Annotated in this window: 20 protein-coding genes; 12 read left to right on the plus strand and 8 right to left on the minus strand. The window is 37.6% G+C overall.

The annotated features are described in order from the left end of the window. Positions 1 to 18 precede the first annotated feature (18 nt). The gene (gene nusB / locus M3Z76_RS02260) at positions 19 to 402 is read right to left on the minus strand and encodes a transcription antitermination factor NusB (RefSeq protein ID WP_293920545.1); all 384 of its coding nucleotides are present in this window, start codon (positions 400 to 402) and stop codon (positions 19 to 21) included. A gap of 209 nt (positions 403 to 611) precedes the next feature. Between nusB and M3Z76_RS02265 the strand changes: the two genes are divergently transcribed. The 4 genes from M3Z76_RS02265 to yhfH all read left to right on the plus strand — a co-directional run bounded on the left by M3Z76_RS02265 (position 612) and on the right by yhfH (position 2308). After that, positions 612 to 1220 (plus strand): EMC6 family protein, encoded by a 609-nt coding sequence (locus tag M3Z76_RS02265; RefSeq protein WP_293920547.1) that lies wholly within the window; start codon positions 612 to 614, stop codon positions 1218 to 1220. A 242-nt stretch (positions 1221 to 1462) separates the two neighbouring features. Next, positions 1463 to 1747, plus strand: coding sequence for a hypothetical protein (locus tag M3Z76_RS02270; protein WP_293920549.1), 285 nt, complete (start codon positions 1463 to 1465; stop codon positions 1745 to 1747). Positions 1748 to 1798: 51 nt separating this feature from the next. Further along, positions 1799 to 2041 carry a GNAT family N-acetyltransferase gene (locus tag M3Z76_RS02275; RefSeq protein WP_293920551.1) on the plus strand — a complete coding sequence of 81 codons (243 nt, stop codon included), beginning with the start codon at positions 1799 to 1801 and terminating at the stop codon, positions 2039 to 2041. A gap of 141 nt (positions 2042 to 2182) precedes the next feature. Continuing rightward, positions 2183 to 2308 carry a protein YhfH gene (gene yhfH, locus M3Z76_RS02280; RefSeq protein ID WP_293920552.1) on the plus strand — a complete coding sequence of 42 codons (126 nt, stop codon included), beginning with the start codon at positions 2183 to 2185 and terminating at the stop codon, positions 2306 to 2308. Between the two features lie 373 nt (positions 2309 to 2681). Here the strand turns inward: yhfH and M3Z76_RS02285 are convergent, their stop codons facing one another. Beyond that, positions 2682 to 3356, minus strand: coding sequence for a chymotrypsin family serine protease (locus tag M3Z76_RS02285; protein WP_293920554.1), 675 nt, complete (start codon positions 3354 to 3356; stop codon positions 2682 to 2684). Between the two features lie 248 nt (positions 3357 to 3604). Between M3Z76_RS02285 and M3Z76_RS02290 the strand changes: the two genes are divergently transcribed. After that, on the plus strand, positions 3605 to 4393 hold the full coding sequence (locus tag M3Z76_RS02290; protein WP_293920556.1) for an ABC transporter ATP-binding protein: 789 nt from the start codon (positions 3605 to 3607) through the stop codon (positions 4391 to 4393). Further along, positions 4390 to 6024: a hypothetical protein gene (locus tag M3Z76_RS02295; protein WP_293920558.1), complete on the plus strand. Its 1635-nt coding sequence runs from the start codon at positions 4390 to 4392 to the stop codon at positions 6022 to 6024. Before M3Z76_RS02290 ends, M3Z76_RS02295 begins: the two co-directional genes overlap by 4 nt. Before the next feature lie 103 nt (positions 6025 to 6127). Here M3Z76_RS02295 and M3Z76_RS02300 read toward each other — a convergent pair whose 3' ends face one another. Continuing rightward, the gene (locus M3Z76_RS02300) at positions 6128 to 6601 is read right to left on the minus strand and encodes an NUDIX domain-containing protein (RefSeq protein WP_483310136.1); all 474 of its coding nucleotides are present in this window, start codon (positions 6599 to 6601) and stop codon (positions 6128 to 6130) included. A 12-nt stretch (positions 6602 to 6613) separates the two neighbouring features. Then, complete coding sequence (locus M3Z76_RS02305) at positions 6614 to 7186, minus strand: GNAT family N-acetyltransferase (protein ID WP_293920560.1); 573 nt, start codon at positions 7184 to 7186, stop codon at positions 6614 to 6616. A gap of 134 nt (positions 7187 to 7320) precedes the next feature. On the opposite strand from M3Z76_RS02305, the gene M3Z76_RS02310 reads away from it, so the two are divergent. Then, positions 7321 to 8352 (plus strand): AbrB family transcriptional regulator, encoded by a 1032-nt coding sequence (locus tag M3Z76_RS02310; protein WP_293920561.1) that lies wholly within the window; start codon positions 7321 to 7323, stop codon positions 8350 to 8352. Here the strand turns inward: M3Z76_RS02310 and M3Z76_RS02315 are convergent. Beyond that, positions 8349 to 8531, minus strand: coding sequence for an EamA family transporter (locus tag M3Z76_RS02315; protein WP_363319826.1), 183 nt, complete (start codon positions 8529 to 8531; stop codon positions 8349 to 8351). The genes M3Z76_RS02310 and M3Z76_RS02315 overlap by 4 nt on opposite strands. Here M3Z76_RS02315 and M3Z76_RS02320 point away from each other — a divergent pair. From M3Z76_RS02320 to M3Z76_RS02340, 5 genes are all read left to right on the plus strand, one after another. After that, positions 8480 to 9199 carry a LysR family transcriptional regulator substrate-binding protein gene (locus M3Z76_RS02320; protein ID WP_293920562.1) on the plus strand — a complete coding sequence of 240 codons (720 nt, stop codon included), beginning with the start codon at positions 8480 to 8482 and terminating at the stop codon, positions 9197 to 9199. The genes M3Z76_RS02315 and M3Z76_RS02320 overlap by 52 nt on opposite strands. A 145-nt stretch (positions 9200 to 9344) precedes the next feature. Beyond that, positions 9345 to 9974 (plus strand): TetR/AcrR family transcriptional regulator, encoded by a 630-nt coding sequence (locus M3Z76_RS02325; protein ID WP_293920563.1) that lies wholly within the window; start codon positions 9345 to 9347, stop codon positions 9972 to 9974. A 76-nt stretch (positions 9975 to 10050) separates the two neighbouring features. Next, positions 10051 to 11298 (plus strand): MFS transporter, encoded by a 1248-nt coding sequence (locus tag M3Z76_RS02330; RefSeq protein ID WP_293920564.1) that lies wholly within the window; start codon positions 10051 to 10053, stop codon positions 11296 to 11298. Then, positions 11295 to 13634 carry an ABC transporter permease gene (locus M3Z76_RS02335; protein WP_293920566.1) on the plus strand — a complete coding sequence of 780 codons (2340 nt, stop codon included), beginning with the start codon at positions 11295 to 11297 and terminating at the stop codon, positions 13632 to 13634. Before M3Z76_RS02330 ends, M3Z76_RS02335 begins: the two co-directional genes overlap by 4 nt. Further along, complete coding sequence (locus M3Z76_RS02340; protein ID WP_293920567.1) at positions 13631 to 14395, plus strand: ABC transporter ATP-binding protein; 765 nt, start codon at positions 13631 to 13633, stop codon at positions 14393 to 14395. The genes M3Z76_RS02335 and M3Z76_RS02340 overlap by 4 nt, the downstream gene beginning before the upstream one ends. Positions 14396 to 14582: 187 nt before the next feature. On the opposite strand, the gene M3Z76_RS02345 is transcribed toward M3Z76_RS02340, so the two are convergent. The 3 genes from M3Z76_RS02345 to M3Z76_RS02355 all read right to left on the minus strand — a co-directional run bounded on the left by M3Z76_RS02345 (position 14583) and on the right by M3Z76_RS02355 (position 16924). Beyond that, entirely contained in the window at positions 14583 to 15710 is a 1128-nt protein-coding gene (locus M3Z76_RS02345; RefSeq protein ID WP_293920568.1) for a methyl-accepting chemotaxis protein, read from the minus strand. 26 nt (positions 15711 to 15736) lie between these two features. Beyond that, positions 15737 to 16447: a hypothetical protein gene (locus M3Z76_RS02350; protein WP_293920570.1), complete on the minus strand. Its 711-nt coding sequence runs from the start codon at positions 16445 to 16447 to the stop codon at positions 15737 to 15739. Positions 16448 to 16549: 102 nt separating this feature from the next. After that, positions 16550 to 16924 (minus strand): hypothetical protein, encoded by a 375-nt coding sequence (locus M3Z76_RS02355; protein ID WP_293920571.1) that lies wholly within the window; start codon positions 16922 to 16924, stop codon positions 16550 to 16552. Positions 16925 to 16979: the final 55 nt, after the last annotated feature.

Here is a 16979-nt window from a genome sequence, read left to right on the forward strand (position 1 = left end):
ACGCTCATGACGCCTCAATTATTGTTCTGTAAATTTTGAAAGCACACCATTGACAAATTTGCTTGATTTTTCATCACCAAATACTTTACAAAGCTCAATCGCTTCGTTTAATACAACACGATTCGGCGTATCTGGTGTAAATAACAATTCATAAACAGCTAGACGTAATACAGTCCGTTCAATTTTTGGTAGACGGCTTAATGTCCAATTTTCTAGTTTGTCGCTCAGCGTCGCATCAATTTGCTCTTTTTGCTCAATTGTTCCTCGCACTAATTGCTCAAAGAAAGCATCTGATGACTGGTCCTCTAAAACGTGCTCCATCGCCTCTTCAAGTGGTAAGTCGGTACTATCTAGTTGAAATAGCACTTGCACAGCTTTTTGACGTGCATCATGTCGCTTCATGATAAAAAACTCCTTCGTTATTCAATATATAGCGGCTTTATCTTAGTTGAATACATTTATTCAAGATAATATCACGTCTTATCATAGCATAATTTCCCTATCGTAGCACAGCTTGTTGCAAATTTTAAAATTTGAAAACGCTTTTATTTTTCTTGTTGCTAAAGTTTGGATTTCTTTGCTAAAATAGGATGACTGAAAGGAGCCATCTTATGTCTTATATGATTTTTATGTTCACAGCTGCTATTATAATAGGCATCGTTAGTGGTATATTCGGTTTATCCACTCACCTCATGATTATAGTGCTTTTCATACTAGCATTTATGAGCCTCGGCTATATTTTGTATACAATACAATTCTCAAAAAACCTGAATAGAATCCACAAATTTTTAGAAAAAAATCAAAAGCAGCCTGTTTATCGCTATGCATTTGAAGTTGGTAACGGTTCCACTGAATCACAGCTTGAAGCAATCGACGCTATTTTAAAAAAGTACAAATCACCTGTCATGCAAGCGACATATAAAATGCATCGCGCTCTTTTGTCAAAGAATTACGTACTAGCAATGCAGGAAATTCAGACAATTGCCAACAAGCCTATAGGGCAATACTGCATTGCAACACTTTACGCATTGCAAGGCGACCATCAGCAAGCAAGACAAATCCCTCTCAAACCAGCATGGCAACAGGCTGTTGTAGAAGCAATCATTGCGTTCAATGAACAATCACCACATTATGAGGAGAAAAAGCAGCAAGCCATTGATTTAGCACGTGGCGTTCAACGTTATATGAATGTGCATTTCTTTAAAGATTTGGAAAAGTGATTTAAGCCACTTTTCCAAATCTTTTTTTGTGATTCTAAAGTCCCGATTCGCTCAACGAAGTTACATTTTCGCTCAACCACCGCCCAAATTCGCTCATCAAATTGAAGTTTTCGCTCATCGAGGACCACACCATCTTTCTACTAAATAAGACAATGAAATGACAAAACAAGTGGTTTTTTTCTACGTATGGCCTGTCCTTACTGTGAATATACTAATTAATAGGTAAAGGAGGATTGTCATTTATGTTATTGCTTTTTTTAATTAACCACTGGGCATTTTTTATTTTAGTGATGGTTTTAATGATAACTGGAGGATTATTAAGCTTCCTACTGCCACGTGTTCCAACGATTATTTTTCTACTATTCTTCGTAGCAATTAGCTTTGGCTACACACGACTTTATGACGCAGCCTACTTCACAATACCTATCCTTCTCATCACATGCATTTTCACAGCAATTCCAATTGTGCTCGTTAAATATACATTGTATTTACAGCAAATAGGAGAGCGTTTAGAAACTTCTTCGTAACTCCCTAGCAATTTATGGTATAACTTTGAAAACAATCGAGGGGGAAACGGCTTGTTTTCATTTACAGTAGATACGGAAATTTCAATTCTTCTCCGCTATCTTTTTGAAACGCTAAAAATCAATCGAGTAGAAATTCAATGTGCTATCAACAATCATAAAAGTAAAGCCATTCCTGAAAGATTAGGCTTTATAAATGAAGGCATTAAAAGAGAAGGTCAATGGCTCTATGACCATTATGAGGATATCGTTACTTACAGCTTATTAACAAAGGATTGGTACAAGCTCGTCAAATGACGGGTTTTTTCTTTGTCACAAAATCGACAAAATAAATAGCTGAATTTTCTAATTATTCTGTTGACGTTTCCGAACTGTTATAATACAATTCAAATATAAAATAAAAAACATATAACAGTTACTATTGAGGAGGAAATGAAAATGTTAGAAAACGTAGTCGAATTTTTCAAAAACTTACCTGAGAAAACTTGTGTACAGTGTGGCAAAAAGATGGAAGAGCAAAGCGAGTGCTACAGCCATAGCTGCGAGCATTGCAATAATCAGTAATAATTTCAAAACAACTATCTCTAACAAGCTAGGCATCCTATCTTATTAGGGATTTTCTCACCCTAGAATCATGCTTTCTTGATAAATTTCTTATCAGTACACTGTATGTTGCAATTCCATTCGTTAACGATTTATATGAATGAACATGGTTAAAATTAAGTTATATGGAAATAAGTTTGGGCACTGACAAGGTTGATGGTTCAGCCATTATAGGTTGATTTCAAATATTTAGAAAATACATTAAAAACACCTAACAAGCGCTATTATCGCATTTGTTAGGTGTTTTTAATAAAATTGTATCCTTATATATTCATTCTAGTCATATGTCTATTCTTTTACTACTATCAAGGAAATTTCATTAGAATATATCAGATTAATTAGCAATTTTTATAACTGAATTGCTTGTATAAAGCGATGCGTTATAATGATTTAATCCATCCATTATATCTGTAAAAAAACCGTAAGAAGAATTGGAGCCTACATGGACACCAGTTAAAGTATTCCCTGTCGTATTTGGACGGTAAACAGGTCCTCCACTATCACCTCCAGCATCGTATCCACCTGGATTATCTGGAACCACTACAGAAACCTTTTTAACTGTGTTATCATCCCAATTATTCCTAATTTCTCCTTTCTGAATCACTCTACCACATTGTTTAGCTGTGGAAATCCCTGCACGACACACTATTTGACTAAATGCAGGACTAGTAGAACTAACAGCGATTAGTTTATTATCAAAAATTTCCGATGTACTATTATCTGTTGCTACCATCACTTCAATCTCAAATAAAGCACCTTCAGCTGTATGGTTTTTAGAAGATATACTAGCATTTTGCATGGCTTCTTTAATAATATTAATTTCATTCTTCGCATCAACTATATGTGTGCCTAACGTACGATTTCCTCCTTTGCCAACTACAATAATTTTTTGAATCTCTCCTGCAAACTGAAAACTTGTTTCTGTTTGTTTTGCACCACCACAGCTAGCAAGAAGTAATGAACTAAATAAAAAAGTTAGAAATAAAATCACAAATGAAATTTTTTTCATAATAACCCTCCATACGCTGTATTAATGCTGTTTCTGTATCTTGTTATAAAATTAGACTTATTTTTTTAAAAAACGTTACAAACCTCACTTATTTTAAAAATTCTTCAAATTAGCTATTGTAAAATTTATTAAACTATCTATCAATTGACCATAATATGGATGTTAGTTTTAGTTTTTACCCTATTTTCTCATTAATGAAACTTTTAAGATATTTTTCCGTATATAATACTAGGAAAGGAGTGACAAAAATGGAACGACAAGAAGTGTTAACAATGAACAATTTAACGAAAAGCTATGGCAATAAAGAAGTGCTAAAAGGTGTTGACTTACGTGTATATCAAGGAGAAATTATTGGCTATATCGGACCGAATGGAGCTGGTAAAAGTACAACAGTCAAGCTGATTTTAGGCATTGAGGAAAATTATGATGGTGACATTCACTTATTTGGGGAAAATATTAAAAATAACCCGATTGACTACAAGCGGAAAATTGGCTATGTGCCTGAAATCGCTGATGTTTATGATAATTTAACAGGCTATGAGTATTTAACATTTGTTGGGCAGCTTTATGGCTTGTCTTTAGAGGACGCTGCACATAAATCGGAAGCTTTAATGCAATTATTCGGTGTTGGTGAAGCTTATCATTCACGTATTTCCTCCTACTCAAAGGGGATGCGCCAAAAGCTGTTAATTATTTCGAGCGTTTTACATAATCCAGATATTTTATTTTTAGATGAGCCGATTAATGGCCTAGACGCTAATAGTGTGATGATTTTCAAGGAAATTTTAACGCAGTTAGCTGCGCAAGGGAAAACGATTTTCTACTCGTCACACATTATGGACGTTGTCGAAAAAATTAGTAGCCGCATCATTTTATTGCATGATGGCAAAGTAGCAGCAGATGGCACATTTGAAGAACTGCAGGCGACAAATACAGAGGGTACATTGGAGCGCATTTTCAACCAATTAACAGGCTTTGACCGCCATCAAGAAATCGGTGAGCAATTCGTAGCCGTTGTTGGCGGAGGTACACAATGACAGACTTTAAAATTTTAAGATTGCTCGATAAAATGCGCTTTCTATTTCATAAAATCGGTATTGATTATGCGGTCATGCGTCAAATTTTGCAGATTAAACTGACAATGGATGAGCGCAAAGTACCAACTTTGTTTAATCAATCCTCCAAGAAAAAGCCAGATGCTAAATATGGCTATATTAAATCATTGTGGATTTACACATTGATCGGACTAATGCTTATTCCATTTCTTGCTTTTGGAACGCAATTTTTATTTCAACTGAGTATTAGCTATGCCATCATTCTTTTTGTTATTATGACATCGATGATTTCGGATTTTTCTTCTGTTTTGCTTGATTTGCGTGACCGTCATATTCTTGGTACAAAGCCAATTTCCTCACGCACAATTAATGCAGCGAAAATCATTCATATTACTATCTATTTAAGTTATTTAACGATTGCTCTTATGACGATTCCACTCATCGTTGCCCTATTTAAACAAGGTGTGCTGTTTTTCCTCATCACATTGGCAGAGCTTGTACTGAGCAATATTTTAATTGTCGTATTCACAGCGATGTTATATATAGCCGTTTTACGTTTTTTTGATGGCGAGAAATTAAAGGATATGATTAATTATGTACAAATTGGCTTAACGCTTGCGATGATGATTGGCTATCAAGTTGTCATACGCTCCTTTGAGTTTGTCGATTTAAGCATGACAATAGAGCCCGCTTGGTGGCATTTTTTCCTTGTCCCAATGTGGTTTGCAGCACCATATGAATTGCTGCTCAATGGGACAGTAAACTTTTTCACTGTGACGATGAGCGTACTGGCAATTATCATACCGTTTGCCGCCTTATGGTTATATATTCAGCTTATTCCGACGTTTGAACGCAATTTGCAAAAGCTGTTAGCAACAAGTAAGTCGAAAAAAACGACAACAAATCGTTTCAAAGCTTTCCTGCTCAGCCTGCTTTGCCGAACACATGAGGAACGAGCCTTTTACCGCTTCGCTACTTTAATGATGAAAAAGGAGCGCGATTTTAAACTGAAGGTTTACCCTTCTCTCGGCTTTTCAATTGTGATTCCATTTATTTTTATTTTTAATACAATGCGTGACGAAACAGCAAATTTTGCGACAAGCAGTAGCTATTTAACGATTTATTTTTCAATGCTCATTATTCCAACCGCTTTGTTGATGCTACAATATTCAACAAACTATAAAGGTGCTTGGCTGTTCAAAGCTGTACCTATTACAAACTTTACAATATATAAGAAAGCTGCATTGAAAGCCTTTCTTGTGCAATTATATACGCCACTTTATTTAATGATTAGCATCATTTTTTGCTTGATTTACGGCGTGCGCGTCTTGCCTGATTTACTTATCGTATTTGCCGTAAGCTGTCTATATAGTGCTATTTGCTATATTGCCTCAAGGCTAGCACTTCCGTTTTCGGAGCCAGCTGCACAAACGAACGAAGCACAAGGTTGGAAAGCCCTTGCGCTATTGCTACCGCTCATCCCATTTGTCTTTGTTCATTCTATTCTCCTGAAAGTAGATGACTTATGGATGTACGTTTATTTAATCGTGTTAATTGTGAGCAATGCTGCACTTTGGAAAGTATTATTTAGAGAGAAAAAAGCGAGTATCTAATTTTTATGCAAGTAGGATATTTTTCAAAAGTCTTCTATTATAAATCTATCTTATCCATCCAAAGACACGAGTGAAATTCAATTACACTCGTGTTTTTTCGTTATTATGTATGTCGAATATGAAAAGTACCTTCGCAATTTTCTTGCTCGTTCCATTCCACTTGAATTTCAAATGTCCCTTCCTCGAAAAACAGTGGAAATCTCCTGCGAATAGAGGCTTGCATTGGTAGCTTATCTACATCGGCGATTTTCACCCACATCGCCTTTCCTTCTGGTGAATCTTCAATTAATGTACCGCTAAAATCTGTTGCTAAATAATTGAAAATCATATATCTATCATTTTTTGTGGGATTCACATACTCATACAAGCCTTTATAAATGAGTGTATGTATTAGCAAGCCAGTTTCTTCCCTCACTTCTCGAATGGCACTAGCAGCGATGCTTTCAGGAAATTCCACCTTGCCACCTGGTGGAATAAAGCCTTTAAAATGATCGTGCTGCCGATCTAGCAATAGCACCTCGTCCCCGCGCTGTATCATACATAATGTCCACATTTTATAACGAACCATTTTTTCAATCCCTCTATTCGCTCATTTTAATAATTTTTGTTGGAAGTTGTCCTTCACTTGTGGCCATTCCTCTATCGTAATGCTGTATAAATGCGAGTGGCGTAGCGTGCCGTTTTTACGCACCATATGATTGCGCAAAATGCCCTCTTTTTTGGCACCGATGCGTTCGATTGCTTGCTGGGAGCGTAAATTTTCATTATCTGTTTTGAGCTGTATGCGATTCATCGCAAGCTGTTCAAAGCAATAGGCTAACAGCAGATATTTGCAATTCGTATTAATTGCCGTACCCCAGCATGCTGGTGTTAGCCATGTAAAGCCGATTTCTAATCGCTTATGTGTATTGTCAATATCAAAAAGAGTCGTTGTACCAATTACTTTTTTTGTTGCTTCATCTATGATAGTAAAAGTAAATGCCGTACCTGCTAGACGTTTTTCGATTGTAGCATCCACATAATTTTCCACCGCCTCCTTCGTCATCAAATTCATTGTTGTATGTGCCCAAATTCGCTCATCATGCGCCGCCTCATAAATACCCTTTATATGCGCTCGCTCAATCGGCTCTAAACGCACAACCTCATTATGTAATATCACCATTGGAATTCCCCCATTAGATTAAAGTTTCATTTTATTATACAGAAACGCAATCTGAATATTAAGACAGAAATATCAACAAAACAACATTTTTTTGTTACGATAGATATATTGGAAAGATAGAAAGAAGGTTTTTTATGAGGAACCATGCACTGCCAATCATCTATGTAGCGATTATTGCCTTTTTAGGTGGCTGGCTTTTTTCACTGCTATCATTACCAATCCCATGGATGATTGGTCCACTTTTTTCTGTATTGCTTGCTCAATTTTTTATTCGTACACAGTTGAAATGGCCAGCACAGTTGCGCAATATTGGGCTCGTCATTATTGGCATTACAATAGGTGAAAATTTTTCCTTAAGTATTTTACAAACGATGGGCACGATGTTTTGGTATATGCTAGCAATTAATATTGTTTTCGTGCTGCTTTGTTTGTTGCTCGCATTTATTACAGCTAAATATACATCAATGTCGCTACATACAGCTGTATTAGCAAGCGTTCCTGGTGCACTTGGACAAATTATCGTCTTCGCCTCAGAGGAAAAAGGGGTTGATCTTGCCGCTGTCACTTATTTTCATTTAATCCGTGTGTTAGCTGTCGTGAGTGTAGTTCCCTTTTTAGTTTCAGGGCATGTTGTACAACAAAATATTGATATAACCGCCTCTCCATTATGGGCTATTGCCATTTTAATTGGCGTGAGCTTTCTTTTCGCTATCGTTGTTGGCAAGCTGCATATACCGACACCTTTCTTTTTAGGTCCAGTCCTTTTAGGTATAGTACTAAATGTGATGCAGTTCGACATTCCCGTTATTTCTTTAGATGTATTACACCTCGCACAAATTGCTGTTGGTGCTCATATTGGCTTACTATTAACACCGGGCGCCTTACGCTTACCTAAACGCATACTACTATTCGGCTTAATGAATGTCGTGTTGCTGATGTTTGTGAGCTTTTTATGTGCCAGACTCGTCATGGCAATGCTAGATTATACCTTTGCGTCTAGCTTTTTAAGCACTGCGCCTGGTGGCATGGATCAAATGGCCTTGATTGCAACAGCGATTCATGCAGATGCTGACATTGTCACCGTTTTCCAGCTAGCACGCATGCTATTTTTGTCATTTATTATTATCCCGTTATTGAAAAAGTACAGCACTCGACTGGAGCGTTAATGCTCCAGTCGCCTTGGTCGAAATAGCTCTCCATATGCCGCTCCACCTAAAATTAGCACAGCCCCAATGATTTGTAGAGGGCTTAATCGTTCTGCTAAAATCATCACTGAAAAAATTAATGCGGAGAGTGGCTCTAAATAACCGAGGATGGAGACCGATTGAACAGGTAAATGACCGATGGAAGAAAAATATTTGTAATGAGCATGAAATTTTACTCACACAAATTAAAGAATTACAGGGGATGCAGTCTGGCACTATTCGCATTGGCACCTTTTCAAGTGTCGCAACACATTGGCTACCAAATATCATCAAAATATTTAAAAAAGATTATCCACATATTGATTTTGAATTGCTGTTAGGCGATTATACAGAAATTGAAGGCTGGATTACTGAAGGGCGAGTAGATTTTGGCTTTTTACGACTACCAACTGCTACAGAGCTAGAAACGATTTTTTTAGAGCAAGATCGCTTATTAGTAGTCCTACCAGAAGACCATGCCTTTGCTCATTGTGAGCGGTTCCCTATTAGTGAACTATGCAAAAATCCATTTATGCTATTAGAAAAAGGCGCAAAGGCAGAAATCTCCGAAATTTTTGAGCAGCACCAAATCTCACCTATTATTCATTTTACGACATGGGATGACTATGCCATTATGTCGATGATTGAAAACGGTTTAGGAATTAGCATACTGCCTGAGCTTATTTTGCAGCGCATTCCATATAACCTTATTGCGAAGGAGCTAGAAGTCCCTGCCTTTCGCAATATCGGCCTTGCCATGAGAAATCAACAATCCTTATCCATTGCAGCAAAAAGCTTTTTGCACTACTTAGCATATCGAAAAAAATAAAAAGTTATTTCCAGACAACCTTCTATGACAAGGCAGCAATATATTATTTGCTTTCTGCTCAATAAAAATTTTATTTGCATTTTTCAATAAGCTATGCATATAATAAAAATAGACCGACAGTCGGTCATATCAGGAGGCATCTGTTATGAGAATCGTAAAAGAGCATGAAGAACGACGCACTGAAATATTAAATACGGCACAAACGCTTTTTGCCACAAAAGGCTATACAAAAACAACAATCAATGACATTTTACAGGCAATCGGCATTGCAAAAGGCACTTTCTATCATTATTTCAAATCAAAAGAAGAGGTGCTTGATGCGATTATTGAACGCATCATTCAAGCAGACGTAGCAAAGGCGCAGCATATTGCCTCAGACTCTACCCTATCAGCAATGGAGAAAATATTTGCGATTTTACTGGCACAAGCACCTCAACAAGATCCTCATAAGGAGCAATTGATTGAGCACTTTCACCAGCCAGATAATGCAGAGATGCATCAAAAAAGCTTAGTGCAGGCTATTGTTCATTTGTCGCCCATTTTAACAGAGGTGATTGAGCAAGGCATCGAAGAAAACATTTTCCATACAAACTACCCGCAGGAAACCGTTGAGTTTTTGCTTGTTTCTGCACAAGTTATTTTTGATGATGGCTTCTTTCAATGGCAGCCAGAGGAAATGCTACAAAGGGCAACAGCCTTTGTGCAGCTAATCGAGCGTGCTTTAGGAGCTAAAGAGGGAAGCTTCCAAAAGATGCTAGATATCTTATTAAAGTAAAGCGAGTCGAATAAAGATTCGCTTTCTATTTCCAACAGAATGGACCGACAGTCGGTCTAAAAATAAGGAGGATTTTATGCTATCTATTCGTGAGCCTGCTTTTTCAAAGGATTTTGTACTTGTCGTTTTGGGGCAGATTATTTCCATTTTAGGAGCTGCTTTATTGCGCTTTGCTTTATCGCTTTATGTATTAGATATAACAGGTCGAGCCGATATATTTGCAGGACTGCTTGCATTATCTAGCGTGCCACTTCTTTTGTCACCCATCGGTGGAGCACTAGCCGACCGCTTTAATCGCCGTAATTTAATGGTTGTATTTGATATAATCAGCGGCATTATTATTTGTTGTTTATTTTTATCCTTATTAATGCAGCAGCTATCCATTGTTGCGATTGGCATTGTTATGACTTTATTAGCATTGATTAGTGCTATGTATTCGCCTGCTGTAATCGCTAGTATTCCACTTCTTGTAGCGGACAATAAGCTAGAGCAGGCAAACGGCATCGTTCAAGCTATACAGGCATTGTCGCAAGTAGCTGCCCCTGTTTTAGGTGGCGTACTCTATGCAATGCTCCCATTCAAAACGCTTGTTATCGTTAGTGCTATTTTATTTTTTTGCTCTGCCCTATTGGAAATGTTTATTAGCATTCCTTTTGTCAAGCAGGCTCAGCCACCCTCCATTTTAAAAGACTTGCAGCTAGGCTTTCTATACGTTGGGCAGCATACCTTTATTGTAAAGTGCATTGTACTTGCAGCAAGCTTAAATTTGTTATTAACGCCCTTCTTTATCGTTGCTGTTCCGATTATTTTACGAATAGCCATGCAGGCAAGCGATATGCTCTATGGTGTAGCAATGGGAGTTATTGATTTTGCTACAATTATCGGCGCATTGTCTATCGGTTTATTTGCCAAGCATTTACGTATGAATCGCCTTTATCGATGGCTTTTTGTTATTGCATTATTGACAATGCCGATTGCTTTGACCGTAACACCTTCCGTCTTACAGCACAGCTTTATTTTATCCATTTTAATTTTTATAGGCTGTAGCATCGCAATTGCGATGCTAATTACCATACTTTCTATTTTCGTGATAACGGCTGTGCAAAAACAAACACCTAATGCGCATCTCGGTAAAGTGATGGCTATTATTACAGCGAGTGCCCAATGCACTGCTCCCCTCGGTCAAATTTTATATGGCATTATCTTTGAGGTGACACAGCAAACTATGTATTGGTCCATATTACTAATGAGCTGTGCTGTATTACTATTAGCCCTTCTAGCTAAAAAAATGTGGTCGCATACAGAAAGAGAGGAAACGCTATGATTTTTCGCATGGCACAACGAGATATTGTACGAAATCACATATTAACATTAACTTTAATCGCCTTTATATCGCTCTCTTCTTTTTTAATGGCAAGTGCTACAACGATGGTAGTTCATTTATTTACATCTATAGAGCAATTTTTTCAGCAGGCAAAGGCACCACACTTTGTACAAATGCATGCAGGTCCCATCAATCAGCAGCAAATTGAGGCATTTGTTATGGAGCACCCCTTTATTGAAGCACAGCAAACCGTTGATATGCTGACAATTGAACAAACACAGCTTTTTATTGAAAATCGCACACAAAGTGAGGCAATGAATAGCAGTGTAATGGATAGTAGCTTCGTTACTCAAAACCAGTTATTTGATTTTCTATTGGATGAAGCAAACCAACCACTGCAAGTTGCACAAGGAGAAATTGCTGTACCGATTTATTACATGGAAAAGTATCATTTACAGCTCGGCGATAAAATATGGTTTGCCAATGAGCAAATTGAAAAGGAATTTACTATTTCGAGCTTTACGCGTGATGTACAAATGAATCCATCCATCGTTAGCTCCAAGCGCTTTGTTATTCATCAGGAGGATTGGCATACTTTAGCCCAATCCATCACACAGGATGAGTATTTAATTGAATTTTTAGTGACGGAGCAGGCACAAATACAGCAGCTAGAGCAACTATATCAGGCATCTAATTTACCACAGCAAGGACCAACCGTTACGTACCCGCTTTTTAAAATGCTAAATATGCTAACGGATGGTTTGAATGTGGTAATTGTGCTCTTTCTAAGCATCCTGTTAATGATTGTCGCTATGCTCTGCATTCGTTTAACCGTTATGACAACATTGGAGGAGGATATACGTGAAATTGCTGTTATGAAGGGTATCGGCATTGCGAATAAGCAAATTCGCCTGCTTTATTTAGGAAAATATATTGTGATTACTGTGCTGGCTGGCATTAGTGGTTACCTACTGTCATTGTTTATCATACAGCACTTCACGGCGAATATGGCACGCTATTTAGGGCAATTCCATATGACTATACTCCACTATTTCTTGTCATTTAGCAGTGTTGCATTCATTTGTTTAATCGCCATACTATATTGCTATTTCGTTTTAAAAAAATGTGAACGTATTTCTGTTGTGGAAGCTTTTCGCCAGGGAGCCGCAACAGAGAAAACAATTGCCATTACTAACAGCAAGCTTCCGTCTATTAATCTATTGCTTGGTATAAAAGATATTGTTGTACGCTTTCCAATGTATCGCTTAATTGCTGCAGTTTTTATGATTGCCTGCTTTATGATGCTCGTGCCACTAAATTTATTGCAAACAGTGAAGTCACCAGACTTTATTACGTATATGGGCGCGAGTAAAAGCGATATACGCATCGACCTGCCCTACAATGACGCTACTCGCAGACAATTTGAATCTATTCAAGCTACCCTTGCACAGGATGTAGAGGTGGAAAAACACGCGACCTTTACAACGGCAAAGTTTATGGTGGAAACAGCAGATAAACAATTTGACAGCATACAAGTGGAGATTGGTGATTTTACAGCATTTCCTTTACGTTATGTGGAAGGGGCTGCACCAACGCAAAAGGATTCAATTGCCCTTTCAGTTTTACAGGCACGTGAACTTGCTGTGGATGTAGGCGATTCATTCACAATTATCGTTGATAGAGTGCCAAAGCAAGTAACGGTTTCAGGTATTTATCAGGATATTACCAATGGTGGAAAAACAGCTAAGGCACAGCTACCGCTCAACGCAGCTACACCTATTCTTTGGTATGTCATTAACATCAATGTTACAGATGGCGTTGCGACTGAGGAAAAAATAGAGGCATATCGTGCTCTATTTAAAACAGCAAAAGTGACTGATATGACACATTATATTAGCCAAACACTTGGTGCAAACATTACACAGCTCAAGCAAATCACAGTGCTTGCTATCATCATATCATTATCTATTGCGATATGTATTACAGCGATGTTTATCAATCTGCTGCTTGCGAAGGATGCGAGACAAATCGCCATTTTACAAAGCTTAGGCTTTTCAAAGCAAGCGATTCGTGCACAATATATGACACGTGCGATAACGCTTTTAATTATTTCAATTATAATAGGAACAATTTTATCTAACACTGTTGGACAATATTTAATTAACAAGCTTGCGATGCTTATTGGCGCATCACATATTACGTTGATTACCTATCCATTGCAGGCTTATTTCTTCTATCCATTACTATTTATTTGCGCCGTTACATGGACTGTTTTATTAGCAACCGCAAAGCTTCAGCGACATTCTGCGATAACAATTTTAGGAGGGAATGAATGATGACAATTTTAGAAGTACAGCAGTTACAAAAAACATATGTTATTGGTGATACAGAGCAGCAAGTATTGAAAAATATTCAGCTGACCATTCAAAAAGGAGAACTCGTTTCTATTATGGGACCTTCAGGCTGTGGTAAATCTACTTTACTTTACACAGTCAGCGGCATGGATCAAGCAACATCAGGTCAGATTACCTTTCTACAGCACAATATTAGCACGATGGCTGAGCCACAATTAGCTAAATTGCGACTTGAAGCAATGGGCTTTATTTTTCAGCAGCATCATCTACTGAAAAATTTAAATTTATTTGACAATATCGTTCTATCTGCTTATTTAGCTAAAAAACATAGCCGTCAAAAAATTAATACACAGGCTACACAGCTAATGGCAAAGCTAGGTATCGCACAATTAGCTAAAAATGATATTACTCAAGCATCTGGTGGTCAATTACAAAGAGTTGCCATTTGTCGCGCATTAATCAACAATCCAGCAATTTTATTTGGAGATGAACCGACAGGGGCTTTAAATACAGCTGCTACCTCTGAGGTAATGGACGTATTAACAACAATTAATCAAGAAGGAACAACGATTTTACTCGCAACTCATGATGCGAAAGTGGCTGCCAAAACCGAGCGTGTGTTATTTATGCTTGATGGTGAAATCATTGCTGAGACAACTCTAGGAAAATACGATCCTATAAATAGCGATTTATTTAAACGAGAGCAGCAGTTAAATCGTTGGCTTGTACAGCTTGGGTTTTAATAGGCTAAGATATACGAAAAAGTTCAAATATAACACTATTTTAATGAATGCAAAATCCCTAACATCCTTAGGGCAACAGGATGTTAATCACTCACTATTCATCGCAGCACCTATAGAGGTGGGCATTTTCTACTGAATCATGACAAAAAGCCATTCTCGTCTAGTTGACGAAAATGGCTCTTTTTGATTATGCGTATTTCGATAGCATTCTTTCTACATCTTCTTTAATAGTAACAAGACTTTGTGCTTCGTCCACTAATTTTTGCATCGTCATTAATTCATCATCACTTATTTCCACTAATTCCTCAAACATTTCGACAGATTCACGGGAAATAAAAGCAATCTGGTTGAGTGTTGACATAATTTGCTGTGAGCTAGAAGATAGCTCCTCTGTGCTTGCTGAAGAGTTCAAATTATTTTCAGCAATGACTTCTGTCGTTGACAAAATTTGTCCAAACATGCTGCTAGCGCCAATAATTGTCTCATTCGCTTCGCCGAACTCTTCCGTTCCTTGGCGCATCGATTTTACTAAAACTTCTGTTTCTTCTTGTATGTTTTTCACGATATCTGCTACCTCGGCTGAAGACAGGCGAGATTGCTCTGCCAAATTGCGGACTTCATCTGCCACAACCGCAAAGCCTTTACCATGCTCACCTGCACGTGCTGCTTCAATTGCTGCGTTTAAGGCTAATAAATTGATTTGCTCTGTAATACCTGTAATCACCTTAACAATTGAGCCAATTTCATTTGATTTTTCACCAAGTTTATTCATTGCCTCTAATGTTACTTCAATCGTTTGACCAAATTGCTCCATTTTCGCTAAGGAATTTTGTAGCTTTTCATTGCCTTCCTTTGTTAAATCGAGCGTGCTTGTGGATTGCTCTGAAATTTGATTTGATCTTTGTGATAAATCATCAATTGCATGCGCCATATCCTCCATCGATACCGTGCTTTCTTCAATTGCAACCAATTGTTTTTCCAAACCTCTGCCTACCTCATCAATAGCCGCTCGCACGATATCCGCTTTTTCAGCTGCGTTTTCACCATTTTCAGAAAGGCTACCACCTATTTGATGTACGTTAGTAGAAAAGGACAGAAAGTTTTCTCTTACGCGACTAAAATGGTCGATTAACTGATTGTATACAGCATGCTCCGCACTTTTTTCTTCTACTTTATTAGGCATATGACCTGTAGCTAATTCCTTCATGCCATTTACTAGTTCTTTATTCACACTTCTAATTGCTGCATAGCGATAAGCTAAATATGCAGTTATCCCAGCTAAAATAATAATAATACCTATTAATATAACTACCATGATAATTATCTCCCTAATTGAAATGATTAAAGTTCTCTTGCAATAATATATGTACCATCAGCGATTTCTGAAGGAATTCCTTGCAATCTCTCGTTTTGCTGATATGGATGGCAAATGGTATTGCCTTCTTTATCCACATATTTAGTCATATTGAAAAACTTTTCCAAAAGACGCATCGATTTAGGGTTTGTAGCTTCACCAATCACAAGCTCTACTCCTTGCAGTGCAGCCTTTGTAAAGAGCTGTTCAGCTAATTGCTGCACAATCTCTTGTCGGTTATGCTCCGCCATTACGCCTAACATAAACAAATGTAATATTTGCCCATCTTGAATTTCTTTTCCTTTACGCTTTTCATAGTCAGCAATAAAACGCCCTGTTACATCATTTAAAACATGCATCACAACGTTCATATCAGCTAGAGGTCCTTCAAATAAATCTTCCTCTGCCACCTCTGGTGCATTCACATCGCCAGCAAGTACACCTACCACACGCCCATCCCCATTTAAGGCAACCGCACAATAGCCTTGCTCTACTGTAGAATGTAAATACTCACTTGTAAATGTACAAAAATCTTCATACTCCAGACTTAATTGCCCTACAATTGGCTCCTGGATCCATTTGCCTGCAACATCTATTCCGATAAATGTACGTGCTAAGCATTCAGCCGCTTGTTGGATTAAATCTGGCTTCTCTTTTGTAATAATTTCATATGTGTAAAAATTCAATGCTGTGCTCACTTGTTGACATCCCTTCAAATTAATCAAGTACGCCGATTATAGAAGTGAGAACTTCTATATTTGACGCTTCATTTATCCTTACTGCTGAGTTACTGAATCAGGTTAAAATACGCTTGTACGTTTTAAACTATCGACAAACGTTCCTGGAAATTCAATTCTCTCAAGTACGTTTCTTATTTGGACTTGTGCAATTTTCGATGCGGGCTTTACAACAATTATGTCTTTAAAGCCTAATGAGGCATAGAATAGCATGGCGCCCTCCATTTGTGGTACAACTTTGGAAGGGGTAGGTGTTTGATAAATAGCATCAATGACAAATGTATATTGCTGTTTTGGTATTGTACTGATTGTTTCTTGTAAGTCAACCATATACGCCTCCGCATCTTCTTCACGAATCAGCCCATTTACCCTTACATGCACTTCTTTCATATTTTGCTCAATGGCCATTTTGTATTTCTTTTTATCTACGACTATCATACTTGCTCTCCTTTTTGCTCATCATATTGTTTCTACTAAAAATGCTGTGAATCTA

Source organism: Metasolibacillus sp. (assembly GCF_025291715.1).
GTDB lineage: Bacteria > Bacillota > Bacilli > Bacillales_A > Planococcaceae > Metasolibacillus > Metasolibacillus louembei.